The following is a 17,870-nucleotide window of genomic DNA, read 5'->3' as shown; positions in this document are numbered from 1 at the left end:
GGCGGCCGGGATGCCGCAATACACAAACGTGTTGCCGATGTGCCGGCAACGGCCGTTGCCGCTACCGCAGCACCCTCCACCCGTCCGACGCTCGTCGCCGACACCCGACGAAACCCGAGCATCGGAGGACCCCGTGAGCACCCCGCTCGAACACCCCGAGCCTGAGCCCACCACGACCAGGCCCGCTTCGCGGCGTCGACGACTGGCCGTCGTGTTGTCCGGCCTGCTGCTGGCGGCTGTGGCTACGGGCATCGGCGACGAGATCGGCCACCGATTGGTGGCCCACGCTCCGGACGCCGTCCGCGTCCTCCTGGAATAGGGACAGCGCAACGCGCCCGCCCGCCGGTCCGTCCGCCACGAGGACATGGGCGGCGGGCCCGCGGTCCCGGTGGCGTGGCGTCCGCTTTCGTGGTCTGACCATGGCCCGGGACGCTACCCGCGACCTCGCCGCGTTCGGAGGGGTTTTCGGTGGCGCGGCTTCCGCCTACCGCTAACTGCCTCGGATAACATGCCATATCCGAGGTATTCGCGGGTGAGCGATCTCGCTCGCCGACGTTGCGATCGAGACCGGCCGCGGGTGCAAGACCTCCCTGTTCCGCCTTGGCCCCAGGGCGTGAGAGCGTGTTTTTGAAGGGCTGGTCGTGAGCTCGGGTCGGTTGGATGATCTGGGTTGTGGTGGTGGTTCGGCGGTATTGCCGGGAGTGTGGTGATCCGTTGCCGGCGGGCAAGGCGGCGGGGGCGGTGTTCTGTTCGGGTCGGTGCAGGTCGCGGCGGTGGCGGGCGCTTCGTCGGGCGCGTCTGCGGGTGGTGGCGATCCAGGGCGGGGACCGGGCGGAGTGCCCGGTGTGTGGGCGGGTCTGGACCCCGGGGGTCGAGCATCCGAGGTCGGCGGTCTTTTGTTCCGCGCGGTGTCGGATGCGTGCCTGGCGCTGGCGGGAGGCGTCGCGGTAGTCCGTCTCGGTGACGACTTCGCGGAACGGCTCGAAGGGGAGCGTTCCGGGGGTGCGGGGTCGTCCGGTGGTGGGGGCGGGTGCTTCGAGTGCCCCGACTTCGCGCCCTGCCCGGTGTGATCGGGGCGGCGTCACGCTGGCGGTGACCCGGATCGGGGTTCGTCGACGGCCACCGCGTGGTGGCCCGCCCGGCTCGGAGTGGGGCGGTGGACGTCGTGGTGGAGCGGGTCGGGAACGTCACCCGGGAGCGTTACGAACAGATCGTCGCCGAGGCGCGCGCGTTGGTCGCGCAGGTCGCGCGGGCCCAATTCTCCCTGGGCGACAAGGCGTTGGAGATCGAGCCGATGAGGTCGGTGGGCGGTTCGGTGGCCAAGGGCACCGACGACCTGTTCACGGTCGGGGAGTCGCTCGCGTTGTTCGCGGACGACATCGGGGTGGCCGCGGCGACGGTGGAGGACTGGCGGTGGACCGCCTCCCGGTGGCCTGCCGCGCGCCGCAGGGGCGACCTGTCGTTCACCGTCCACCGCGTCCTGGCGTCGATCACGGACGACGACGAGCGGTGGTCGGCGATCGTCGACCCGCCCCTGGACGAACGCGTGGGCCGGCGCCGGTGGACCAACGACACGGCGAAACGCCGGGTGGGCCACCGGGTGGAACGGCCGGTCACCACCGAGGAGAAGGTCCGGGTCGTGACCGACCTGACCCGGGACGAGGACGTGGCCAGGCGGGTGACCACCGACCTGTTGCGGCGCCCGGCCGCGGCGGAGGGCGTCGGGGCGGAGGATCGGGTGCGGGTGGTCGCGGAGTTGACCCGCGACGACGCCGTCGCGCAACAGGTGACGAGCGAGTTGCTGCGACGCCCGGCCGCCGGGCGATGCGCGACGACACCACCCGATTCCTGGTCAACCGGGCCCAGTTCGACAATTCCGAGGAGACCCGCGAGGCGATCCGCGAACGCGTCCCGGCAGTCCGGAAGATCGAACACAGCATGGAATACCTCGACCTGGTCGGGTCGGGCCATCAGTACGTGGCCACGCTGGGCCGGCTGGTCCCGCGGTTGCGGGGCCAGGAGTTCACCGAGGACGAACGTGAGACCGTCCGCCGCTCGATAGCGAAGGTGCGGGCCGCCACCGACTGGCTGGAGGCCGCGATCGACAGCGGCGAGTTCACCCTGGACGAGCAGCTCACGCGCCTCCTCAAGGGCGAGTAGTCGTGCCCCGCCGGGCACGACCGCTCTCGGAGTACTACGGCGACCTGGTCCGGGCCGCCCTGATCGAGGCCCGCCCGTCCGGGTTGCAGACCCGGCAACTGGTCGCCGCCACCCGACTCAAGCCCTCCCAGGTCGCTCGCGGTGTTCGTCACCTGCGCGACGTCTCCGCGGCCGAACACCTCACCCCGATCATCTGGGGGCGCCGGCACGGCTACGTGTTCTCGGACGACCCGGCGGACTGGATCGAGTACGAGAAGCGCCAGTTCCACCAGCTCCTGGGCCGGCTCACCCGGTTGATCACGGGCACACTCGACCCGCACCTGGCCCGCTGCCCCGACGACGAATGGGCGCAACTCGCCGTCGCCCAGCTCACCGGAGTGCGCGCGACGCTGGCGCAACTCACGCGATAGTCCCGCACCGCCGAGACCTTAGAGGCCGCGATGCCTTCCCACGCACGTCGCCGCCGGTATCCCTCCGACACCACCGTCGCCGAATGGGCGCTCCTGGAACCGCTGCTGCCCGTTCCGGCCTGGCGCACGAAGACGGGCGGGCGCCCGGAGAAACACCCGCGCCGCCAGATCGTCGACGCGATCCGCTACATCGTCGACAACGGCACGAAGTGGCGGGCCCTGCCAGCGGACTACCCGCCCTGGGAGACCGTCTACGGGTTCTTCGCGCGGTGGAGCCAGGCAGGGGTGGTGACGTGGATCCGGGACCAGTTGCGGCGCCGGATCCGCACCGGCCTGGGACGATGCCCGCACCCGGTCGCGCTGATCGTCGACTCGCAGTCGGTCAAGGCCGCCGAGACGGTGGGCAGGGACAGCCGCGGCTACGACGCGGGCAAGAAGATCAACGGGCGCAAGAGACACTTCGCCGTCGACACCAAGGGCCTGCCCGTCATGATCATGGTCACCGCCGCCGACATGAGCGACCGGGACGCGGCCCGCCAGATGCTCTGGCGCATTCGCCTCACACAACCGCAGATCACGCAGGTCTGGGGCGACTCGGCCTACTCCGGCCAACTCGTCACCTGGGTCGACGACTTCCTCCGGATGACCCTCGGGATCGTCTCCCGGCCCCAAGGACACGGTCGGGTTCGTCGTCCTGCCCCGACGCCGGCGGGTCGAGCGCACCCTCGGCTGGATCATGCGAGTCCGCCGCAACGTCCGAGACTACGAACGCCTCCCGCAAATCGGCGAAGCCCACCTGAACTGGTCACTCATCACCCTGATGACCAGACGCCTGAGCCGCAAAGGCCCCCGAACCGACTCCTGGACCAAGAAACCGCCGAGCTCGCGCTGAACACGGAACCCCGACCCATTCCGTCCTCGAAGCCATCGACACCCACACGCTCACTGGCCCGCCTCCGGCGAGGTCAGTGCCGCCTCGGGGCACGCAGAGCCGCGGGTTGAACGGTCGTCTTCGAAAGCACGCTCTGACCGTACGGGGCCGACCCTGCGCGGCCACGGCACTTCGAACCACATCCGCCATCGTCAAGACTGTGGATCGGGGGTGCGCTCTGGGGCCCTCGACCTGCACGGATCTCGTCGAGAGCAAGGGCGGCCTCTTCCCGAACACAAGCGTCGGGGTGGGTGACGAAGGGGCTGATCGCCTCTTCGGCGGCGGGATCCTGTGTCGAGCCGAGGATGCAGAGGGTGTGTACCAAAAGTTCGTTCTGCAGGGTCGGCTCGATCGGGACCAAGTCTCCGAACAGTCGTAGGGGTAGTCGGCGGCGATTGAACGCCTCGCAGATCGAGTTGAGCGTGGCCTCCCGAACTCCGTGGTCCGCGTCGCGGACGAAGAGGGCGACCAGCCGTGCCACGGCCAGTTCGGCGTCGGCCTGCGACAAGGCGGTGCCTCGCAAGAGGTCGCCAAGCCCATCGGCGGCCATGTCACGCGTCCGGGTGTCTTGGGCGTCCAGCGCTTCCAGCACTTCGCTCAGGTTTTTCACGCGGTGATCTCCTCACAACGGTTCGCCGGAACACCGCGCCCGAAGCGGGTTCCTCTTTTCGACGACCTTTGAAGAACTCTGCGCTCCCGGCCAAGGCCGTCGGCCAATCCGGATCATCCAACCGATCCGAACTCACGACAAGCCTTTAAAAACACGCTCTGAGCTGAGCCTTCAGCGGGGTGTCCGCACGAAGCGCGTCGAGGTAGCTGCGGATCATCCGCGCCAGGAGATCGACGGTGGCGTCCGCGGCGTCGACGGACCCGATGTAGGGACGGTGGCGGGGCGCCGCCGCGAGCAAGGCCCGCTCGGCGAGGATCGTGCGGACCGCGACAGCAAGGCGCTCGGCCGAGCCGAGCTCGTTACGGGCGACCGCCTGCATCGTCCGGAAGAGCACGTCGCGCACTCGCCGGACACCACACCCCGTGCAGCGGATCAGATCGAACGTCAACCGGAAGGCCCTATCAGGCATGAGAGTCTCCACGCCCGGTGCCGAGACAGTGGCGGGGAAACGGGCAGAAGAACATCATCGGCCCGAAACCCGATGCCGGGCATGGGGTTTTTCAAACCCGGCTGAGGTGTGCACCTCCGTGCGGGTGTGGGACACGGCCGCCGGTGCACCGGCGGGGAACCCGATTACGGAGGACGAGCAGGTCCGGGCGGTGGCGAGTGCTGTCGTGGACGGCCGCCCCGTGGTCGCCTTGGGCGCAGGCGCCGAGGACTCCGACGTGCGCGTATGGGACCCCGCCGACGGGCCGTCGGTCGGCCTGCCGAAGAACCGGTATTCCCCACATGCGCCGCGATGGCGTGCACCGTTTTGAACGATCGGCCGGTCGCGGTGACCGCCGGTTACGGCCATGCGGTTCGCATCCGGGACCTGATCACGGGCCGGCCGATCGGCGAACCCATGACCGGACACACCAGTTATGTAACGGTGGTGACGTGCACGACCCTGCACGGCCGCCCGGTGGCCGTCACCGGCTCATTCGACGAGACCGTACGGGTGTGGGACCTGGAGACTGGACGCCCCGTCGGCGAACCGCTCGTCGGCCACGGTAGGTCGTGGATCGATTGTGCGAATCGATGGCGCTCGCGATCATGCCGGTGTGCCTTTTCGGTCTACCCGGACTCGTCCCCGGGATACGCCGGTGACGCCGGCCGGCAGTGCGAGCGCGTCGAGCCGCAGCCACCGACCGTCGGCCGGCGTGAAGCGGAGGACCGGGTGTCCAGGAGCGCGTGTAGGGGCCGGTGCCCGGTGGTGCGGGCGCGCTCGACGGTCAGCGGACCGGCCCCGCACCCATCGCCCCTGCCCGCCTTGCGCTGAACCCAGGGACAGTCCTGGTGCCGTCATATATCGGTGAGTGATATATATGGCGACCATGAAGCCGCTGAGAGAGCAGAGTTACCTCATCCTGCTCGCACTGGCCCCCGAGCCGCTGTACGGCTACGGGATCATCGCCGCCGTCCACGAACTCTCCGACGAGAGAATCCGGCTGGGCGCGGGCACCCTGTACGGCGCACTGGACCGGCTCGCCACCGACGGCCTGCTCGCGACCGACCATGAAGAGGTCGTCGACGGCCGCTTCCGCCGCTACTACCGGCTGACCGGCGCGGGCCGCCGGGTCCTCATCACCGAAACCCAACGATTGGCCCAGCTCGCCCGACGAGCCACGGGCCGCCTCGGCATCCCTCCTTTCGCGACCACCCGGGCAGGACGATGAACGATACGTACGAGAGCCGCTGCCGCCTGCTGCTCCACGCCTACCCACCCCGCTACCGGGCCGCCCGAGAGGCCGAATTCCTCGGCACCCTGCTGGACGCCGCCCCACCCGGCGCGACCCGCCCCTCGATACGCGACTCCTGGGACATCGTCCGCGGCGGTCTGACGACCCGGCTGCGCAACCGGCCCGCGCCCCATCACTGGCTCGCCTACCGCCTCAGCGGCACGCGTGTCCCCTATCGGCACCGCATGTGGGTCCGCGACGACGCCCTCGGCCGCTTCTTCGTCCTCCGCCGCAACATCGTCAACGTGCTGGCCGTGTGGGGCGGCATCACACTCGTCATGAACCTGGGCACACCCGGATGGAACCCTTTCGCGGCGGAGCACGGACCCACGCGGTGGGTTTTCATCGCCATACTCGTACTGGCGATCCTCAACCCCCTGTGGGCCAAGCGCGACCGCGCCCGCATACTGCGCAAGCACGCGTTCGCCGACGACGGAACCGATCCGACCGCCCTGCCCCCGGACCGCCCCTGACCCCGCGACGACTCGGCGCTTGGGGCTTTTGGAGGCAACACCTGGCCGTGCGCCCGCACGAGCGGCAAAGCAGCCGGCGCCGTAACCCCCCCGAACGCGGAAGTCCTGTGCGCCCGTGTCGCGTACAGGACTTCCGCATTGCGACCGACCATCGCCGGCCGAAACAACGCATCACATCCGCCGTGTGCCGGCATGATCGGAAGCCTTCGAGGATTCCGATCGTGAGTCCCATGACATGCGCGCGACCTGGTCGAGGGCGTCGAAGGCAGGCGAACATGATCATCGACTCCAACCACGACACCGACCGTCGAGGCGTCAGCCTGGTCAGTTTGCGCGTAAGCGAGCCGGGATGGCTCTTTCGCGAGCAACAGGTAAGCGATGTCGGCATCGACGCGCACCTCGAAGTGGTCGACGACAGCGCCGACGGAACCTCCGCGCGCAACGCCACCGGCCGACTCCCGGCCATGCAGATCAAGTCCGGGCCGAGCTTCTTCCGGTACCCGACGGACACCGGATGGTGGTTCCCCTGCAAACCCCCCACGCGGACTACTGGCGCGGCCACTCCCTACCCGTGGTGATCGCCCTCGTCGATCCCAGGACGCAACTCGTCTACTGGCAACACGTCAACGAGACGACCCTCGTCGACACCGGCGAGCACTGGAAGATCCACGTTCCCGCGGCCCAGACCCTGGACCCCACCTCCGCGCACATCCTGGGCCTGCCCGCACGCACCGCCCCCGACCGCGACGCCTTCCAGACCGCCCTGGACGCGCTGCCCGGCGAAGCCCGCGACAACCTCCTACGCGCCCACGCCGACAACCGCCCCCACGCCCTGCCCCTCGCGACGCACCTGGCCCACGCGCCCAAGCCCAAGGACGTCGTGACGCGCCTGCTCGACGACCCGCCCCACTGGATGCCTCTCACAGGCCACTCCGACGCCTCGGCGGCGACGAGCACGATCATGGCCTACGCCGTCGCCCACCGCCTGGGCTTCACCGCGCTGCGCACGATCGAAACCGCCGCCGACGCCGCCAGACAACCTGCCCGCGCCGCCCGCCTGCGCGCACTGGCCGCAGCGCCGGCCATCGAACAGCCCCCCACCGTGTCGACGAACTCCTGCACGCCGCCCGGGAACACAGCCCGGTACTCGCCTCCGTCGTCCGATCCCTCGCCGACGCGAACGGCCACCACCCCACCCGACTCCCGGCGCCCGTCCAAACCGCCCTCGACGCCCACGACCGCACCGTCTTCGGCGACGCCACCGTCCTGGCCTTCATCTCCCAGGCCAAAGGCGCCGCAGGACACCACGACCAAGCCGAGGCGTTCATGGAACGCGCGCTGGCCCTCGCTCCCACCGACCCGGACCTCCAGACGAATCTGGCGGAGACCCTGCTGCGCCGCAACGCCCGAGGAGCACCCCACCAATTCCTTCTGGACGGCCACCGGGCCCATCACCTGGCCTTGGCCGCCCCGAGCGGAGATCCGCCGCTGGTCGGGACCCAGTGGCAGGGCCGCCCACATCCTCCTGCACGCCCGGAGCACCAACCACGACACCGACGGGGCGCTGCGCACCGCCATCGCGCAACCAGCCGGAGAAGCCCTCCCGCACGAACTGGAGCACCCGGCGCTGCGCCTGGACGCGGCACGATTGGCGTACCGCAGCGGTCGACCGGAACTCGCGCGAGAGATCGAACAAGGCATCGACGACGAGGGACTACGAACTCACCTCGCCGCCATCGCCCTCGAAGCCGATGCCGCCACGGACCACCAGGCACGCGTCCTCGCCTGGACGACGGCCGCCGAAGCCGCACAAGACGACGAACAACGCGTGACTGCGGCCATGGAACTGGCCGCCCTCGGCGTATGGCCGCTTTCCGACCTCACACGGCTGCGCGACCTTGGCCACGTGCCCCCCATGACCTACGACATCCACCACGCTGCCGCGCTGACCGCACAAGGCGACACCACCGCCGCCATCCGCGTCCTGCGCCGCTGGGAAAACACCGGCGCTGCGGCGGCACTTGCCCTTACCGACACCTACGCCCGCGCCGACATGTGGCTCGAAGCCGCTCGCGCCTGCGAACGCGCCGGAATCCGCTTCGGCGACATCAATCAGCGCCTGGCCGCCGTCGGCCTGTGGAGACGCGCCGACGACCCCGTGCAGGCCCGACTCCAAGCCCTGACCCTGCTCTCTCGACCGCTGCTGCCGATCCGCGCGAGACGCCACCTGCGCCACGAGGTCCTGGCCTGGGCACGAGAACGCGAAGACTGGGTCGACACGGAAGACCACGCCTGGGCCGGTATATGGGAGGAGAGCGGAGTCCACGACCTCGACGACGCGCCTCCCACTCCCCTCCCTCCTCGAGCCGCAGCCTTCGCCTGGGTCGCGATCCACGCGCAGATCAACGCCCGCCGCCTCGACGCGGCCGAAGACACCAACCGCCGATTCCGCCCATCGATCGAGAACCCGGACCAGGCCCGGATGTGGCTGCTGCTGAAAGCGGAGACCGGGTGGGACACGACCGCAGCTGAACAGGGCCTCGACCTCGCCGACCGGTTCCGAACCGATACCCGGCTGTCGGAAGAGATCGCCGGCGCGATGCTCGGCGCCACCGCGGGCCCGGCAGACCCCAACAGCTCGGATCGTCCCGAGCGATTGGATCTCACCGAGGGCCAAGTCGATCGGCTCCGTGTCCTCGTGGACCGGGCTTCCCCGCACAGCCTCGTGTTCCGCAGGATCCCCGCCACCTCGAACGAAATCGTCAACCTCGTCCGGACCACGCTCGGTCCCCGACAAGGCACGATCGCGGCGGCCGAGGACGGCGTCCGCATCGGGGCGATCCCGATTGCCGTCCTGGCCCAGCGGGCCGAGCGCCCCGTCGGCCTGGCGGGGGCGTAGCGTCATGGCCGCCCAGGCGCGGAGCTCGAGGGCGGCTCGCGGCGGCCCGCCGATGCACGGCATCGAGACCGACGATCCCGCCGGGCCAGACCAGTGCGAACGCTGCGTACCTGTTGGACCTGTGTCGGCCGGCGGCGGCGGTCGTTGCCGGAAGTGCGCTGCAGGGCGAGCGGGGTGCGCAGTTCGTGCGACGCTTTGGCGGCGAAGCGTCGGTTGGCCGCGAAGGACCGTTCCAGGCGCACGAGCATCGCGTCGATGGTGTCGCCCGGTTCCTTGATCTCGTCGACGGGCCCGACCAGGGCGAACCGGTCGTGCAGGTTCTGTTCGGTGATCCGCCGGGCCGCGGCGGTGAGCCGGCGCAGCCGGGACAACGGGGTCGTCACGGTGACCACCTTGTGGGGCCGACGATGCGCCGATCTCGCTCCGGCGGGCAAACTCGGATGCGTCCCGTTCCCACGCAGCGTTACCTTGTCGCGAATGTACTGTGACGAGGAATTCCTACTGAGACTAGAGACAGACACGGTCCACGGGCTGGTGGCCGGCGCCGCCGGCGACGGGCCGCCCACCGTGCGCGACGACAAGGTTGACGCGGTCTTCGCCTGGTCACCTCGAGCTCGGGTGCTGGCGCTGGGCAGCGGTGTGCCGGACCCGGGACCCGTGCCTGGACCGGAGCAGGAGTACGCGCCAGGCGAGACGCCCCGCGTGCTCGTGCGTCTGTCAAAGGCTCTCGGCAGGGGCAGCGACGCGATCGAGGGCGGCCCATGCTTCGTCTTCCCGGAACAGCTCGCCGCAGGCACCCCGGGCCCCCTGCCGGTCATCGTCTCCGACACGGCGGGCCGCGAGGTCGCATGCCGCCTGATCCGGCCCGACAATTGGGAGCCGGACGAATGGGAAGAGCTGACCCGTGGCGAGATGGGGGAGTGGGCCATGGCCGTGCACGACAACGGCCCGGTATCGATCTGCTTTTCACCGGCCAGGAGCACTGTCGCGGCAGAGGCGGGGATCTGGACCCGGGCAGACTTTCGTGGCCGCCGTATCGCGCCGGCTGTCGTAGCGGCCTGGTCACAGCGCGAGCGCCGCAACAAGGAGGTTCTCTTCTACAGCACCACGGCGGCCAACCGGGCATCCCAATCCGTCGCCCGGGCGCTCGGGCTCGTCCCGCTGGGATGGATCTGGACGGTGCGCCGAGCAGGGTGTCAGGAGGGGACGTAGGCTCCCGGACAGCCGTGCGGCCGGCGCTCCGCCGACCCGCTGCTTCGCATCGCGCTCGCCCCATCAAGTGACTGCTTACAGCCGGAGACCGCTGCTGGATCACGCATCCCAGGCGGCAAAACCCGGGATTCGGGTGGGATCAACCAGACCCGTTCGGCGGCGTCTGCGTTCCCGACCCTCTCCCGGATCCCGGCCTGATGGGAGTCCGAAAACGACGGCGCGTTCCTCCGTACGGTGGGTCAGACGCAGGCTCGCGCGCGAACTGGGCCGCGAATACACGGAGACGGAGCCCGAAGGGTGGCTGAACACACGCGCGCTGCAGGCAGGGCCACGGCCGAACCGTCGAGACGGAATGCAGCGCCCGGTCCTGTCGTCGACGACCGCCAAGACGCGGCAAACTCGCTCCGCCGCCCGCGCAGACAGGCCCGTCCGGACGTACTCCCCGGCGTCGCCTGGCGCCTGCTCCATCGGGCCCTGCGCCCCGGTGCCGGGTTCTGCTGCCCTGTGGAGCACGTAGGCGTGCGTCGACCAGGGCGGCCGGGCGGTTGCCTCCGCAGGGCGCGGCTTGTGTGACGGCGAGGACGTGGGCGGGTCACGGCCCGACACAACGCGAAAGCCCCGCGCGGGTCCGGGCTTTGGCGAACAGGCGGTCGGCGACGGCGCATCTACTTTGGTGCGGCGCGGCGTCGGTCCATCCGGCCCAGATGGTCAAGCGGGGTGAGAACAGGTTGCTCGGTCGCAGACCGAACATGGCGTGGAAGGAACTGCTGAAGTGGGATGGGCCGGCGAAGCCGGCCTCGACGGCCGCCGTGCTCAGTCGGGCCACTTCTCCAACAACGTCGCCATCCGCACCATGCGCGTCCACATCCGATAGCGGCGCAGTGTCGTGCCCGTCTCGGCCCGGAAGAGCCTGAGGAAGGCCGAGACGGAAAGTCCGACGTCCGCGGCCGGTTCCGTCGCCGACAGCCGCTGCCCGGAAGGCTCGGACAGCCGCCCGGTCGCCTGCCGCACCCGTGGGTCCCGTTCGCCGGGGAGACCGTCCTCGCCGACCAGGTCCAGCCATCGCCGCACGTCCCGCACGGGCGTGTCCGGATCCAACAGCGCTGCCCGCGACACCGGTTCGCGTTCGTGCTCGTGGTCCGTGGCCAATGCGGCGGTCCCGCTCGTCAGCCGCCGGCACGCCCGTTCCCGCGCCGACGCCGGGTCCAGGTAGCAGAAGGCCATCCGGCTGCCTTCGCCGGCCGTGATCCGGTGCCGCACCCGGGCCGCCACCAACGCCGTACGGACAACGTGGCGCGGGCCGTCCTCGGGCTGGACGGTGAATTCTTTGTCGACGCCCACCGCCAGACAGCTCACCGCGCCGAAGTGGACGTCCAGTTCGAGGGACGGTCCCACGTACAGCGCGTGCCCCGGCCACAGTCACAGCGAGGCCCGGTCACGACACGTTTGTGAAAGCGGCGCCGGCTGCATGAGGCCATGCCGGCCATCGCTCCGCTCCTCCCTTGCTCTCGGGTTTTCCCTCTCTCCGTGAACGCAAGAACAAATGTGGACCGACCGGCTCGTCCCGGCACTGCTGATCGTCGTCGGCGCGGTCAATCTCCTGCCCGGTGTCGTCGCGCCGGCGCCGTCTCGGATCACCTCCGTGTATGGGGTGTCGATCCACGGGCCCGGCTCCGCCGATCCGACGGTGCTGCTGCGGCATCGCGCGGTACTGCCGGCACTCGTCGGCATCGGCCTGCTGTGCGCGGCGTTCCTTCCGGCGCTTCGGGTGCCCGCCGTCGTCGTCGGCGGGGTGAGCATGGGGTCGTACCTGCTGCTCGTCTGTTCCACTCCGGCGCTCAACGGCGCGTCGATGCGCGTGGCGCGCGTCGACATCGCGGCGATCGCACTGCCGGCGGTGGCGGCCTTCCTGGTCTCACGCAAGAGTGCTTGACCGCGGTAGGACGGTCCGGCCGTCACCACTGCCGGCCCCGGCCGAGGCAAGGCCGTCGGGCAGCGCGACGTGTGTCCGGACACCGGGCCGGACCGGCACGCGGTGCCGGGCGCGCAGACCACGGTGTGCGGGCCGGATCTGCACGAGTATCGCCGTGCGAGCCCGACGCACCTGGGCGAGGCGGGAGCGAGCCTGTGATGCCGATGGTGGAGTCGAGACCCAATGAACCGGAGCACGTCCGCCGCTACTTCAAGCCACCCACGGAGGCCGTCGCCGAAAACTCACCCGCCTGCTCGCTGCGGGGCACGCCGATAGGTCGGACCGGGATGCGCGTGGCCGATCGTGGGCGCGACGCGTGGCGACACGGCGGTGGTCACCGCAATCCGGCGAAGCCGTCGGCCGGGGTGATGGAGCCCGAGTCGGCGCGCGCGCCGGCCACGTGTGCGCGGGCCCGCGAATCATCCGTGGGGCGCCGGGTTCAAGACGGCGGGCGATGGTCGACTCCGATCGCGGCCATGGCGGCGACTCCGAGCAGGCGCTTGAGCTTGCCGTTGCCGTGTCGGGTCCGCCCGGACTTGCTCACCCCGGCCGATTCGTTCTGTCCCGGGCAGACGCCGATCCAGGAGACGAGGTGCTGGGCGGTGGCGAACCGGGCCATGTCCCCGCCCGTATCCGCAAGGATCACTTCGGCCGCGAGCCGGCCGGTACACAGCAGGCCCACAGGCGGCGCGGTGAGACTGCGGGGCGTTCGGACTCGACGCGGCCCTGGTTGATGCAGCGGGTGAGGAGGTTCGAACTGCCTTGACAGCACAGCCCCTTGATCGCCTTCGGGAGCTGCCGGACGCTCACGGCGGGGTGCTCCTCGCGACGCCGTCGCAGGTGGTCGCGGTAGGGGTCGACCAGGGCGGGCCGGTACTGGGGGGCCTTCGGTGCTCGCGCGAAGGATCGCGACGAGGCGACTCATGCGTGGATCTCCTGTGGCCTGGATGACGTGGAAGTGGTGCCCACGATCGTGAGTTCGCCGGGGAAGTGGCAGGCGACCGTGCGTCCGGGCGAATGCTCCGCGAGCGGCGGGGTGGTGGTGGCACAGATGCTTCGTTCGGGAAAGCGCGTGGGGCCGATCGGGCAGCGGCCGTGGAAGCGGCACGCGGCCGGCGGGTTCAGTGGGCTGGGCAGGTCGCCGGTAAGGATGATGCGTTCGCGGGTGTGCTCGACCCGGGGGTCGGGTTCGGGCACGGCGGAGAGCAGACTCGCGGTGTAGGGATGGAGCGGCGACCTGGTGATCTCGTCGGCGGGGCCCGTTTCGACGATGCGGCCGAGATACATGACGGCGATGCGGTGCGAGAGGTGACGGACGACGGCGAGATCGTGCGCGATGAACAGGTAGGCGAGCCCCAGGCGTTCCTGGAGTTCACGCAGGAGGTTGACGATCTGTGCCTGCAACGAGACGTCGAGCGCGGAGACGGGTTCGTCGCACACCACGACGCGGGGATCGACGGCGAGGGCGCGGGCGATGGCGATGCGTTGGCGTTGTCCGCCGGAGAACTCGTGCGGGTACCGACTGCCGGCTTCGGATCCCAGACCCACGAGTTCGAGGAGTTCCGCGACGCGTGCGTCGGCCCTCTCGCCGCGTGCGATGTCGTTGACCTGGAGGGGTTCGCGCAGGAGCGCGCCGACGGTCATGCGCGGATTGAGTGAACTGTAGGGGTCTTGGAAGACCATTTGGACGCCTCGGCGCACGGTACGAAGGCTCGCCTTCGTGAGCGTCGCGCCGTCGTAGCGGACCTCGCCCGAGGTCGCCGGGTGGATGCCGAGGACGACCTTTCCCAGTGTCGACTTGCCGCAACCGGATTCACCGACCAGGCCGAGGGTTTCGCCCGGGGCGATGGTCAGGGAGACATCGTCGACGGAACGAACCGCACCCTTCTTCCGACCCCATCCCTGGCGTACCGCGAAATGCTTCGATATCGCGCGCAGTTCGAGCAGCGGCTCGGAGTCGAACGCGAGCGGGAGGGACGCGGGGGACACCTCGGCGGCAGCGCGGGTGTCCGGGTCCGAGTCGGTGCCTGCGTCGGCGTGGGTGAACGGGCCGGGAAGCAGACACGCGGCCGCCCGTTCCCCGGGACCGAGCAGAGGTGTCTCGGTGCGGCAGCGATCCTCCGCGACCGGGCAGCGCGGCGCGTAGGCACAGCCGGTCGACTTCGCGATCAGGTCGGGTGGACGCCCTTCGATGGGCACGAGTCGGACGTCTCGGCCGGCGTCGAGCCGGGGAGTGGCAGCGAGCAGGCCTGCGGTGTAGGGGTGTTGGGGCGCGGTGAACAACTCGTCCACGGGAGCGCGTTCGACGATCCTTCCGCCGTACATGACCATGGCCCGGTCGCACAGGCGTGCGACTACACCGAGGTTGTGCGTGATGAGCACGACGGCGGTGCCCAGTTGGCGGCCGAGCGTGGCGAGCAGGTCGAGGATCTGGGCCTGCACGGTGACGTCGAGTGCGGTCGTGGGCTCGTCGGCGATGATCAGGTCGGGCCGGTTGGCGAGCGCCATCGCGATCATGACGCGTTGACGCATGCCACCGGAGTAGGCGTGCGGGTAGTCGCGCAACCGCGCCTCGGGGTCGGGAATGCCGACCTGCGTCATGACTTCGACGGCGCGGTCGTGGGCTTGATGGCGGCTGAGCCCTCGGACGCCCTCGGTGATCTGGTCGCGAATGCGCATGAGCGGGTTGAGGGAGGACATGGGGTCTTGGAAAATCATGCCGATTCCCGCGCCGCGGACCTTCCGCATTTCCGGTTCGTTCAAGGTGAGAAGGTCGCGGCCTTTGAACAGGACCTGGCCGGATTCGATCCGCCCGGGCCGGCGGACCATGTCGAGCACGGACATCGCGGTGACCGACTTGCCCGATCCCGACTCGCCGACCAGGGCCACGGTCTCTCCGGCGTGCACGTCGAAACTCACGCCGTCGACGGCGCGTACGACGCCGCGCGGGGTGTGGAATCGAGTGACCAGGTCGCGGACTTGCAGTAGTGGCTGCTCGCTCATTGGACGACCATTCCTTCTGTGGCCTTGGCCCGCGTCGCGGCGATCAACCGACTCGCCGCGTTCCTCGACATGCACCGGCCGGGCGGTAAGGCCGTCTTCGCGAACCTCGACAGCGACAACGCCCCGGCCTTCCTGGAGCGATGCCCCCCGCCTCCGCGGCCAAGCTCACCGCCGGACGCCTGGAAGCCTGGTGCAAGCGCCGAGGCTCTTCGGGCAGGCCACCCGGCAGCGTGCTCATCGAACGTCTGCGTTCGGCTCCGGCCGCGGCCTCCCGTCTCGGTGAGGCGGTCGTCGAGCGGCTGGTCCGCGGCCAGGTCGTCCAGGGCATACGCACGACCATCCGTCTGCTCGACACGGCCATCGCCGAGGCGGTCGAAACCCGCCCCTACGCACCGTTGTTCGCGTCCATGCCACGCATCGGCGAGGTCAACCTCGGCCAGGTCGTGAGCGAGATCGGCCCACGCCTGGAACGCGCCCGGACCTGTGAGCAGCTCATCGCCGAGGCCGGCGCCGTCCCCGTCACCCGCGCCTCGGGCAAGTCCCGCACGGTCGCGTTCCGCTTCGCGACCAACCGAAGAGCCCGGCTCGCGCTGACCACCTTCGCCGACAACAGCCGGCACGGCAGCCCGTGAGTCGCGAAGATCTACACCGACGGCCGCGCCCGCCAAAAACGCCGTCCCCACGCCACCCGCATCCTCGCCCGAGCCTGGCTGCGCGTGATGTGGGCCTGCCGGCGCGACGGCGTCTGCTACGACCCCATCACCCACCGAACCAACGGCAAGATCGACACGGCCCCCGAGACGCCCTCGGCGGCATGGAGGTTGACTCGGGCTCATGCGTCGGCCTCCGGTAGGCGGGCGGTCAGGCCGCCGTCGACGGGCAGCACGGCCCCGGTGATGTACGACGCCTGATCCCCCGTCAGGAAGGCGACGGCGTGCGCGACTTCCTGGGGACGACCGGGTCGGCGTAGTGGGTACGGGGCCATGCGACGGGTGAGGGCGGCGGGGTCGGACCAGGCGTGTTCGTTGCGTTCGACGGCGATGAAGCCGGGATTGATCGCGTTGACGCGGATTCCGAGCGGACCCCATTCGACGGCGGCCGCGCGGGTGAACGCGACGAGTCCGGCCTTGGCCGCCGCGTAAGCGCCGAAGTCGGGCAGCGCGGCGCCCGCGTGAACGGACGCGATGTTGACGATCGTGCCGGATCGGCCGCCGCGTTCGGCGGCGAACGCCCGCGACAGGTGGACGGCGGCATGCAGGCTGACGTCGAAGGTGCGGGACCAGCCGTCGGATGTGCCGTCGAGAATGGACGCGCGTTCCTCGGCGAAGGCGTTGTTGACGAGGATGTCGACGACGGTGCCTGCGGCGTGCAGGACGCGGATGGGCGCGTCGGAGTCGGTGAGGTCGACGCGCACGGGCACGAGGCCGGGACCGGGTGGCGTCGGTTCGATGTCCACCGCGATGACGCGCGCGCCGCCTGCGGCGAGTTCGCGCGCGATGGCGAGTCCGATGCCGCGTGCGGTGCCGGTTACGATGGCCGTCTTGGTGGGCGGGCTCTGGGTGTCGGCGCTGTTCATCGGCGCAGGAGTCCCTTGTTCAGGCCGTCCGCGATCAGGTTGAAGCCGATCACCAGCGCGGTGACCACGACCATGGGGCCGAGGGCGTACGCGGGGTTTTGGGACAGGAAGTTGATGCTCGTGCGTAGGAGCGAGCCGAGCGAGGGATCGGGCGGGCGCACGCCGATGCCGACGAAGCTCATCGCGCCTTCGATGAAGACCGCGAGGGACAGCGACAGCGCGGCCTGCACGATGAGGGCGTCGACGCTGTTGGGCAGGATGTGGCGAAAGAGCACGCGGGTGGGGCGAGTGCCGACCACGCGGGCGGCGATGACGTAGTCGCGGTCGCGTTGGGAGATGACCGCGTCGCGGGTGAGTCGACCGAACAGTGGGATGTTGACACCGATGACGGTGAGCACGATCGCGGTGGTGCCGGGCCCTTGGATCGCGGCGATGGTGACACCCAGGACGAGCGCGGTGAACGCGAGCATGATGTCGAAGAGGCGTTGCAGGACCACGTCGAGGTAACGATGGACACCGGACAAAAGGCCGATGGCCGTGCCGATGAAAGCGCCGATGGGAACGGCCGCGGCGGTGATGAACACGTCGACGCGAATGCCGTGGAGGACGCGGCTCAGCAGGTCGCGTCCGAACTCGTCGGTGCCTAACAGGTGTGCGCCGCTGGGTCCGGCGAGCGCGTCGGCGCTTTGCGCTTCGGGCCCGTGTGTGGCGAGCAGGGGTGCGGCGAGGCCGGCGGCGAAGACGAGTACGACGATCGAGAGCCCGGTGATGGTGGCGGGGCCGCGCAACCGGGCGACCAGCGATGTCTTGCGGCCGGTGGCGGTGGCGGTGGCGGTGGCGGTG

At 70.1% G+C, this 17,870-nt stretch carries 18 protein-coding genes and 3 pseudogenes; 13 read left to right on the top strand and 8 right to left on the bottom strand.

What is annotated here, in order from left to right; translation table 11 throughout:
* The first annotated feature begins 133 nt into the window (after nt 1-133).
* The 5 genes and pseudogenes from GT354_RS01545 to GT354_RS01525 all read left to right on the top strand — a co-directional run bounded on the left by GT354_RS01545 (nt 134) and on the right by GT354_RS01525 (nt 4,183).
* Nucleotides 134-319: a hypothetical protein gene (locus GT354_RS01545; RefSeq protein ID WP_161354320.1), complete on the top strand. Its 186-nt coding sequence runs from the start codon at nt 134-136 to the stop codon at nt 317-319.
* A 975-nt stretch (nt 320-1,294) separates the two neighbouring features.
* Nucleotides 1,295-2,160, top strand: a pseudogene (locus tag GT354_RS01540) (DUF6192 family protein).
* A gap of 2 nt (nt 2,161-2,162) precedes the next feature.
* Entirely contained in the window at nt 2,163-2,570 is a 408-nt protein-coding gene (locus GT354_RS52410; protein WP_346011789.1) for a hypothetical protein, read from the top strand.
* A 30-nt stretch (nt 2,571-2,600) separates the two neighbouring features.
* A pseudogene (locus GT354_RS01530) lies at nt 2,601-3,462 on the top strand (IS5 family transposase).
* A gap of 478 nt (nt 3,463-3,940) precedes the next feature.
* Nucleotides 3,941-4,183: a hypothetical protein gene (locus GT354_RS01525; RefSeq protein WP_161354318.1), complete on the top strand. Its 243-nt coding sequence runs from the start codon at nt 3,941-3,943 to the stop codon at nt 4,181-4,183.
* A 73-nt stretch (nt 4,184-4,256) separates the two neighbouring features.
* Here GT354_RS01525 and GT354_RS01520 read toward each other — a convergent pair whose 3' ends face one another.
* Entirely contained in the window at nt 4,257-4,580 is a 324-nt protein-coding gene (locus tag GT354_RS01520; protein WP_161354317.1) for a hypothetical protein, read from the bottom strand.
* A gap of 907 nt (nt 4,581-5,487) precedes the next feature.
* On the opposite strand from GT354_RS01520, the gene GT354_RS01515 reads away from it, so the two are divergent.
* The 4 genes from GT354_RS01515 to GT354_RS01500 all read left to right on the top strand — a co-directional run bounded on the left by GT354_RS01515 (nt 5,488) and on the right by GT354_RS01500 (nt 9,264).
* Nucleotides 5,488-5,829 carry a PadR family transcriptional regulator gene (locus GT354_RS01515; RefSeq protein WP_161354316.1) on the top strand — a complete coding sequence of 114 codons (342 nt, stop codon included), beginning with the start codon at nt 5,488-5,490 and terminating at the stop codon, nt 5,827-5,829.
* Nucleotides 5,826-6,365 (top strand): hypothetical protein, encoded by a 540-nt coding sequence (locus GT354_RS01510; protein ID WP_161354315.1) that lies wholly within the window; start codon nt 5,826-5,828, stop codon nt 6,363-6,365. Before GT354_RS01515 ends, GT354_RS01510 begins: the two co-directional genes overlap by 4 nt.
* Nucleotides 6,366-6,640: 275 nt before the next feature.
* Complete coding sequence (locus tag GT354_RS01505; protein WP_161354314.1) at nt 6,641-6,943, top strand: DUF4365 domain-containing protein; 303 nt, start codon at nt 6,641-6,643, stop codon at nt 6,941-6,943.
* Nucleotides 6,880-9,264 carry a DUF4365 domain-containing protein gene (locus GT354_RS01500; protein WP_161354313.1) on the top strand — a complete coding sequence of 795 codons (2,385 nt, stop codon included), beginning with the start codon at nt 6,880-6,882 and terminating at the stop codon, nt 9,262-9,264. Before GT354_RS01505 ends, GT354_RS01500 begins: the two co-directional genes overlap by 64 nt.
* Before the next feature lie 149 nt (nt 9,265-9,413).
* On the opposite strand, the pseudogene GT354_RS55595 reads toward GT354_RS01500, so the two are convergent.
* A pseudogene (locus GT354_RS55595) lies at nt 9,414-9,617 on the bottom strand (two-component sensor histidine kinase); the annotation flags it as partial.
* A 124-nt stretch (nt 9,618-9,741) separates the two neighbouring features.
* On the opposite strand from GT354_RS55595, the gene GT354_RS01490 reads away from it, so the two are divergent.
* Nucleotides 9,742-10,476 carry a GNAT family N-acetyltransferase gene (locus GT354_RS01490; protein ID WP_237534270.1) on the top strand — a complete coding sequence of 245 codons (735 nt, stop codon included), beginning with the start codon at nt 9,742-9,744 and terminating at the stop codon, nt 10,474-10,476.
* A gap of 813 nt (nt 10,477-11,289) precedes the next feature.
* On the opposite strand, the gene GT354_RS01485 is transcribed toward GT354_RS01490, so the two are convergent.
* Entirely contained in the window at nt 11,290-11,871 is a 582-nt protein-coding gene (locus GT354_RS01485; protein ID WP_161354311.1) for an AraC family transcriptional regulator, read from the bottom strand.
* Between the two features lie 148 nt (nt 11,872-12,019).
* On the opposite strand from GT354_RS01485, the gene GT354_RS01480 reads away from it, so the two are divergent.
* Nucleotides 12,020-12,409, top strand: coding sequence for a phosphopantetheine adenylyltransferase (locus tag GT354_RS01480; RefSeq protein ID WP_161354310.1), 390 nt, complete (start codon nt 12,020-12,022; stop codon nt 12,407-12,409).
* A 69-nt stretch (nt 12,410-12,478) separates the two neighbouring features.
* On the top strand, nt 12,479-12,607 hold the full coding sequence (locus GT354_RS55590) for a hypothetical protein (protein ID WP_272923731.1): 129 nt from the start codon (nt 12,479-12,481) through the stop codon (nt 12,605-12,607).
* 280 nt (nt 12,608-12,887) lie between these two features.
* Here the strand turns inward: GT354_RS55590 and GT354_RS01475 are convergent, their stop codons facing one another.
* The 3 genes from GT354_RS01475 to GT354_RS01465 form a co-directional block, all read right to left on the bottom strand.
* Nucleotides 12,888-13,067, bottom strand: a complete 180-nt coding sequence (locus tag GT354_RS01475; protein ID WP_237534269.1) for a transposase — start codon at nt 13,065-13,067, stop codon at nt 12,888-12,890.
* Nucleotides 13,068-13,090: 23 nt separating this feature from the next.
* Nucleotides 13,091-13,258 (bottom strand): hypothetical protein, encoded by a 168-nt coding sequence (locus GT354_RS01470; RefSeq protein ID WP_161354308.1) that lies wholly within the window; start codon nt 13,256-13,258, stop codon nt 13,091-13,093.
* Nucleotides 13,259-13,369: 111 nt separating this feature from the next.
* A complete protein-coding gene (locus tag GT354_RS01465) occupies nt 13,370-15,451 on the bottom strand; it encodes an ABC transporter ATP-binding protein (protein WP_161354307.1) in 2,082 nt (693 codons plus the stop codon).
* Between the two features lie 140 nt (nt 15,452-15,591).
* On the opposite strand from GT354_RS01465, the gene GT354_RS01460 reads away from it, so the two are divergent.
* Nucleotides 15,592-16,083 carry a transposase gene (locus GT354_RS01460; protein WP_161354306.1) on the top strand — a complete coding sequence of 164 codons (492 nt, stop codon included), beginning with the start codon at nt 15,592-15,594 and terminating at the stop codon, nt 16,081-16,083.
* A 200-nt stretch (nt 16,084-16,283) separates the two neighbouring features.
* Here GT354_RS01460 and GT354_RS01455 read toward each other — a convergent pair whose 3' ends face one another.
* Nucleotides 16,284-17,027, bottom strand: a complete 744-nt coding sequence (locus GT354_RS01455; RefSeq protein WP_161354305.1) for an SDR family oxidoreductase — start codon at nt 17,025-17,027, stop codon at nt 16,284-16,286.
* Nucleotides 17,024-17,870: ABC transporter permease (locus GT354_RS01450; RefSeq protein ID WP_161354304.1), on the bottom strand; the 847-nt coding region annotated here is incomplete at its 5' end. The genes GT354_RS01455 and GT354_RS01450, both read right to left, overlap by 4 nt.

The organism is Streptomyces sp. SID3343 (assembly GCF_009865215.1).
In the GTDB taxonomy this organism is placed as follows: Bacteria; Actinomycetota; Actinomycetes; order Streptomycetales; family Streptomycetaceae; genus Embleya.
The sequence above is the reverse complement of the archived record's forward strand: the minus strand, read 5'-3'. Positions and strand labels throughout refer to the sequence as shown.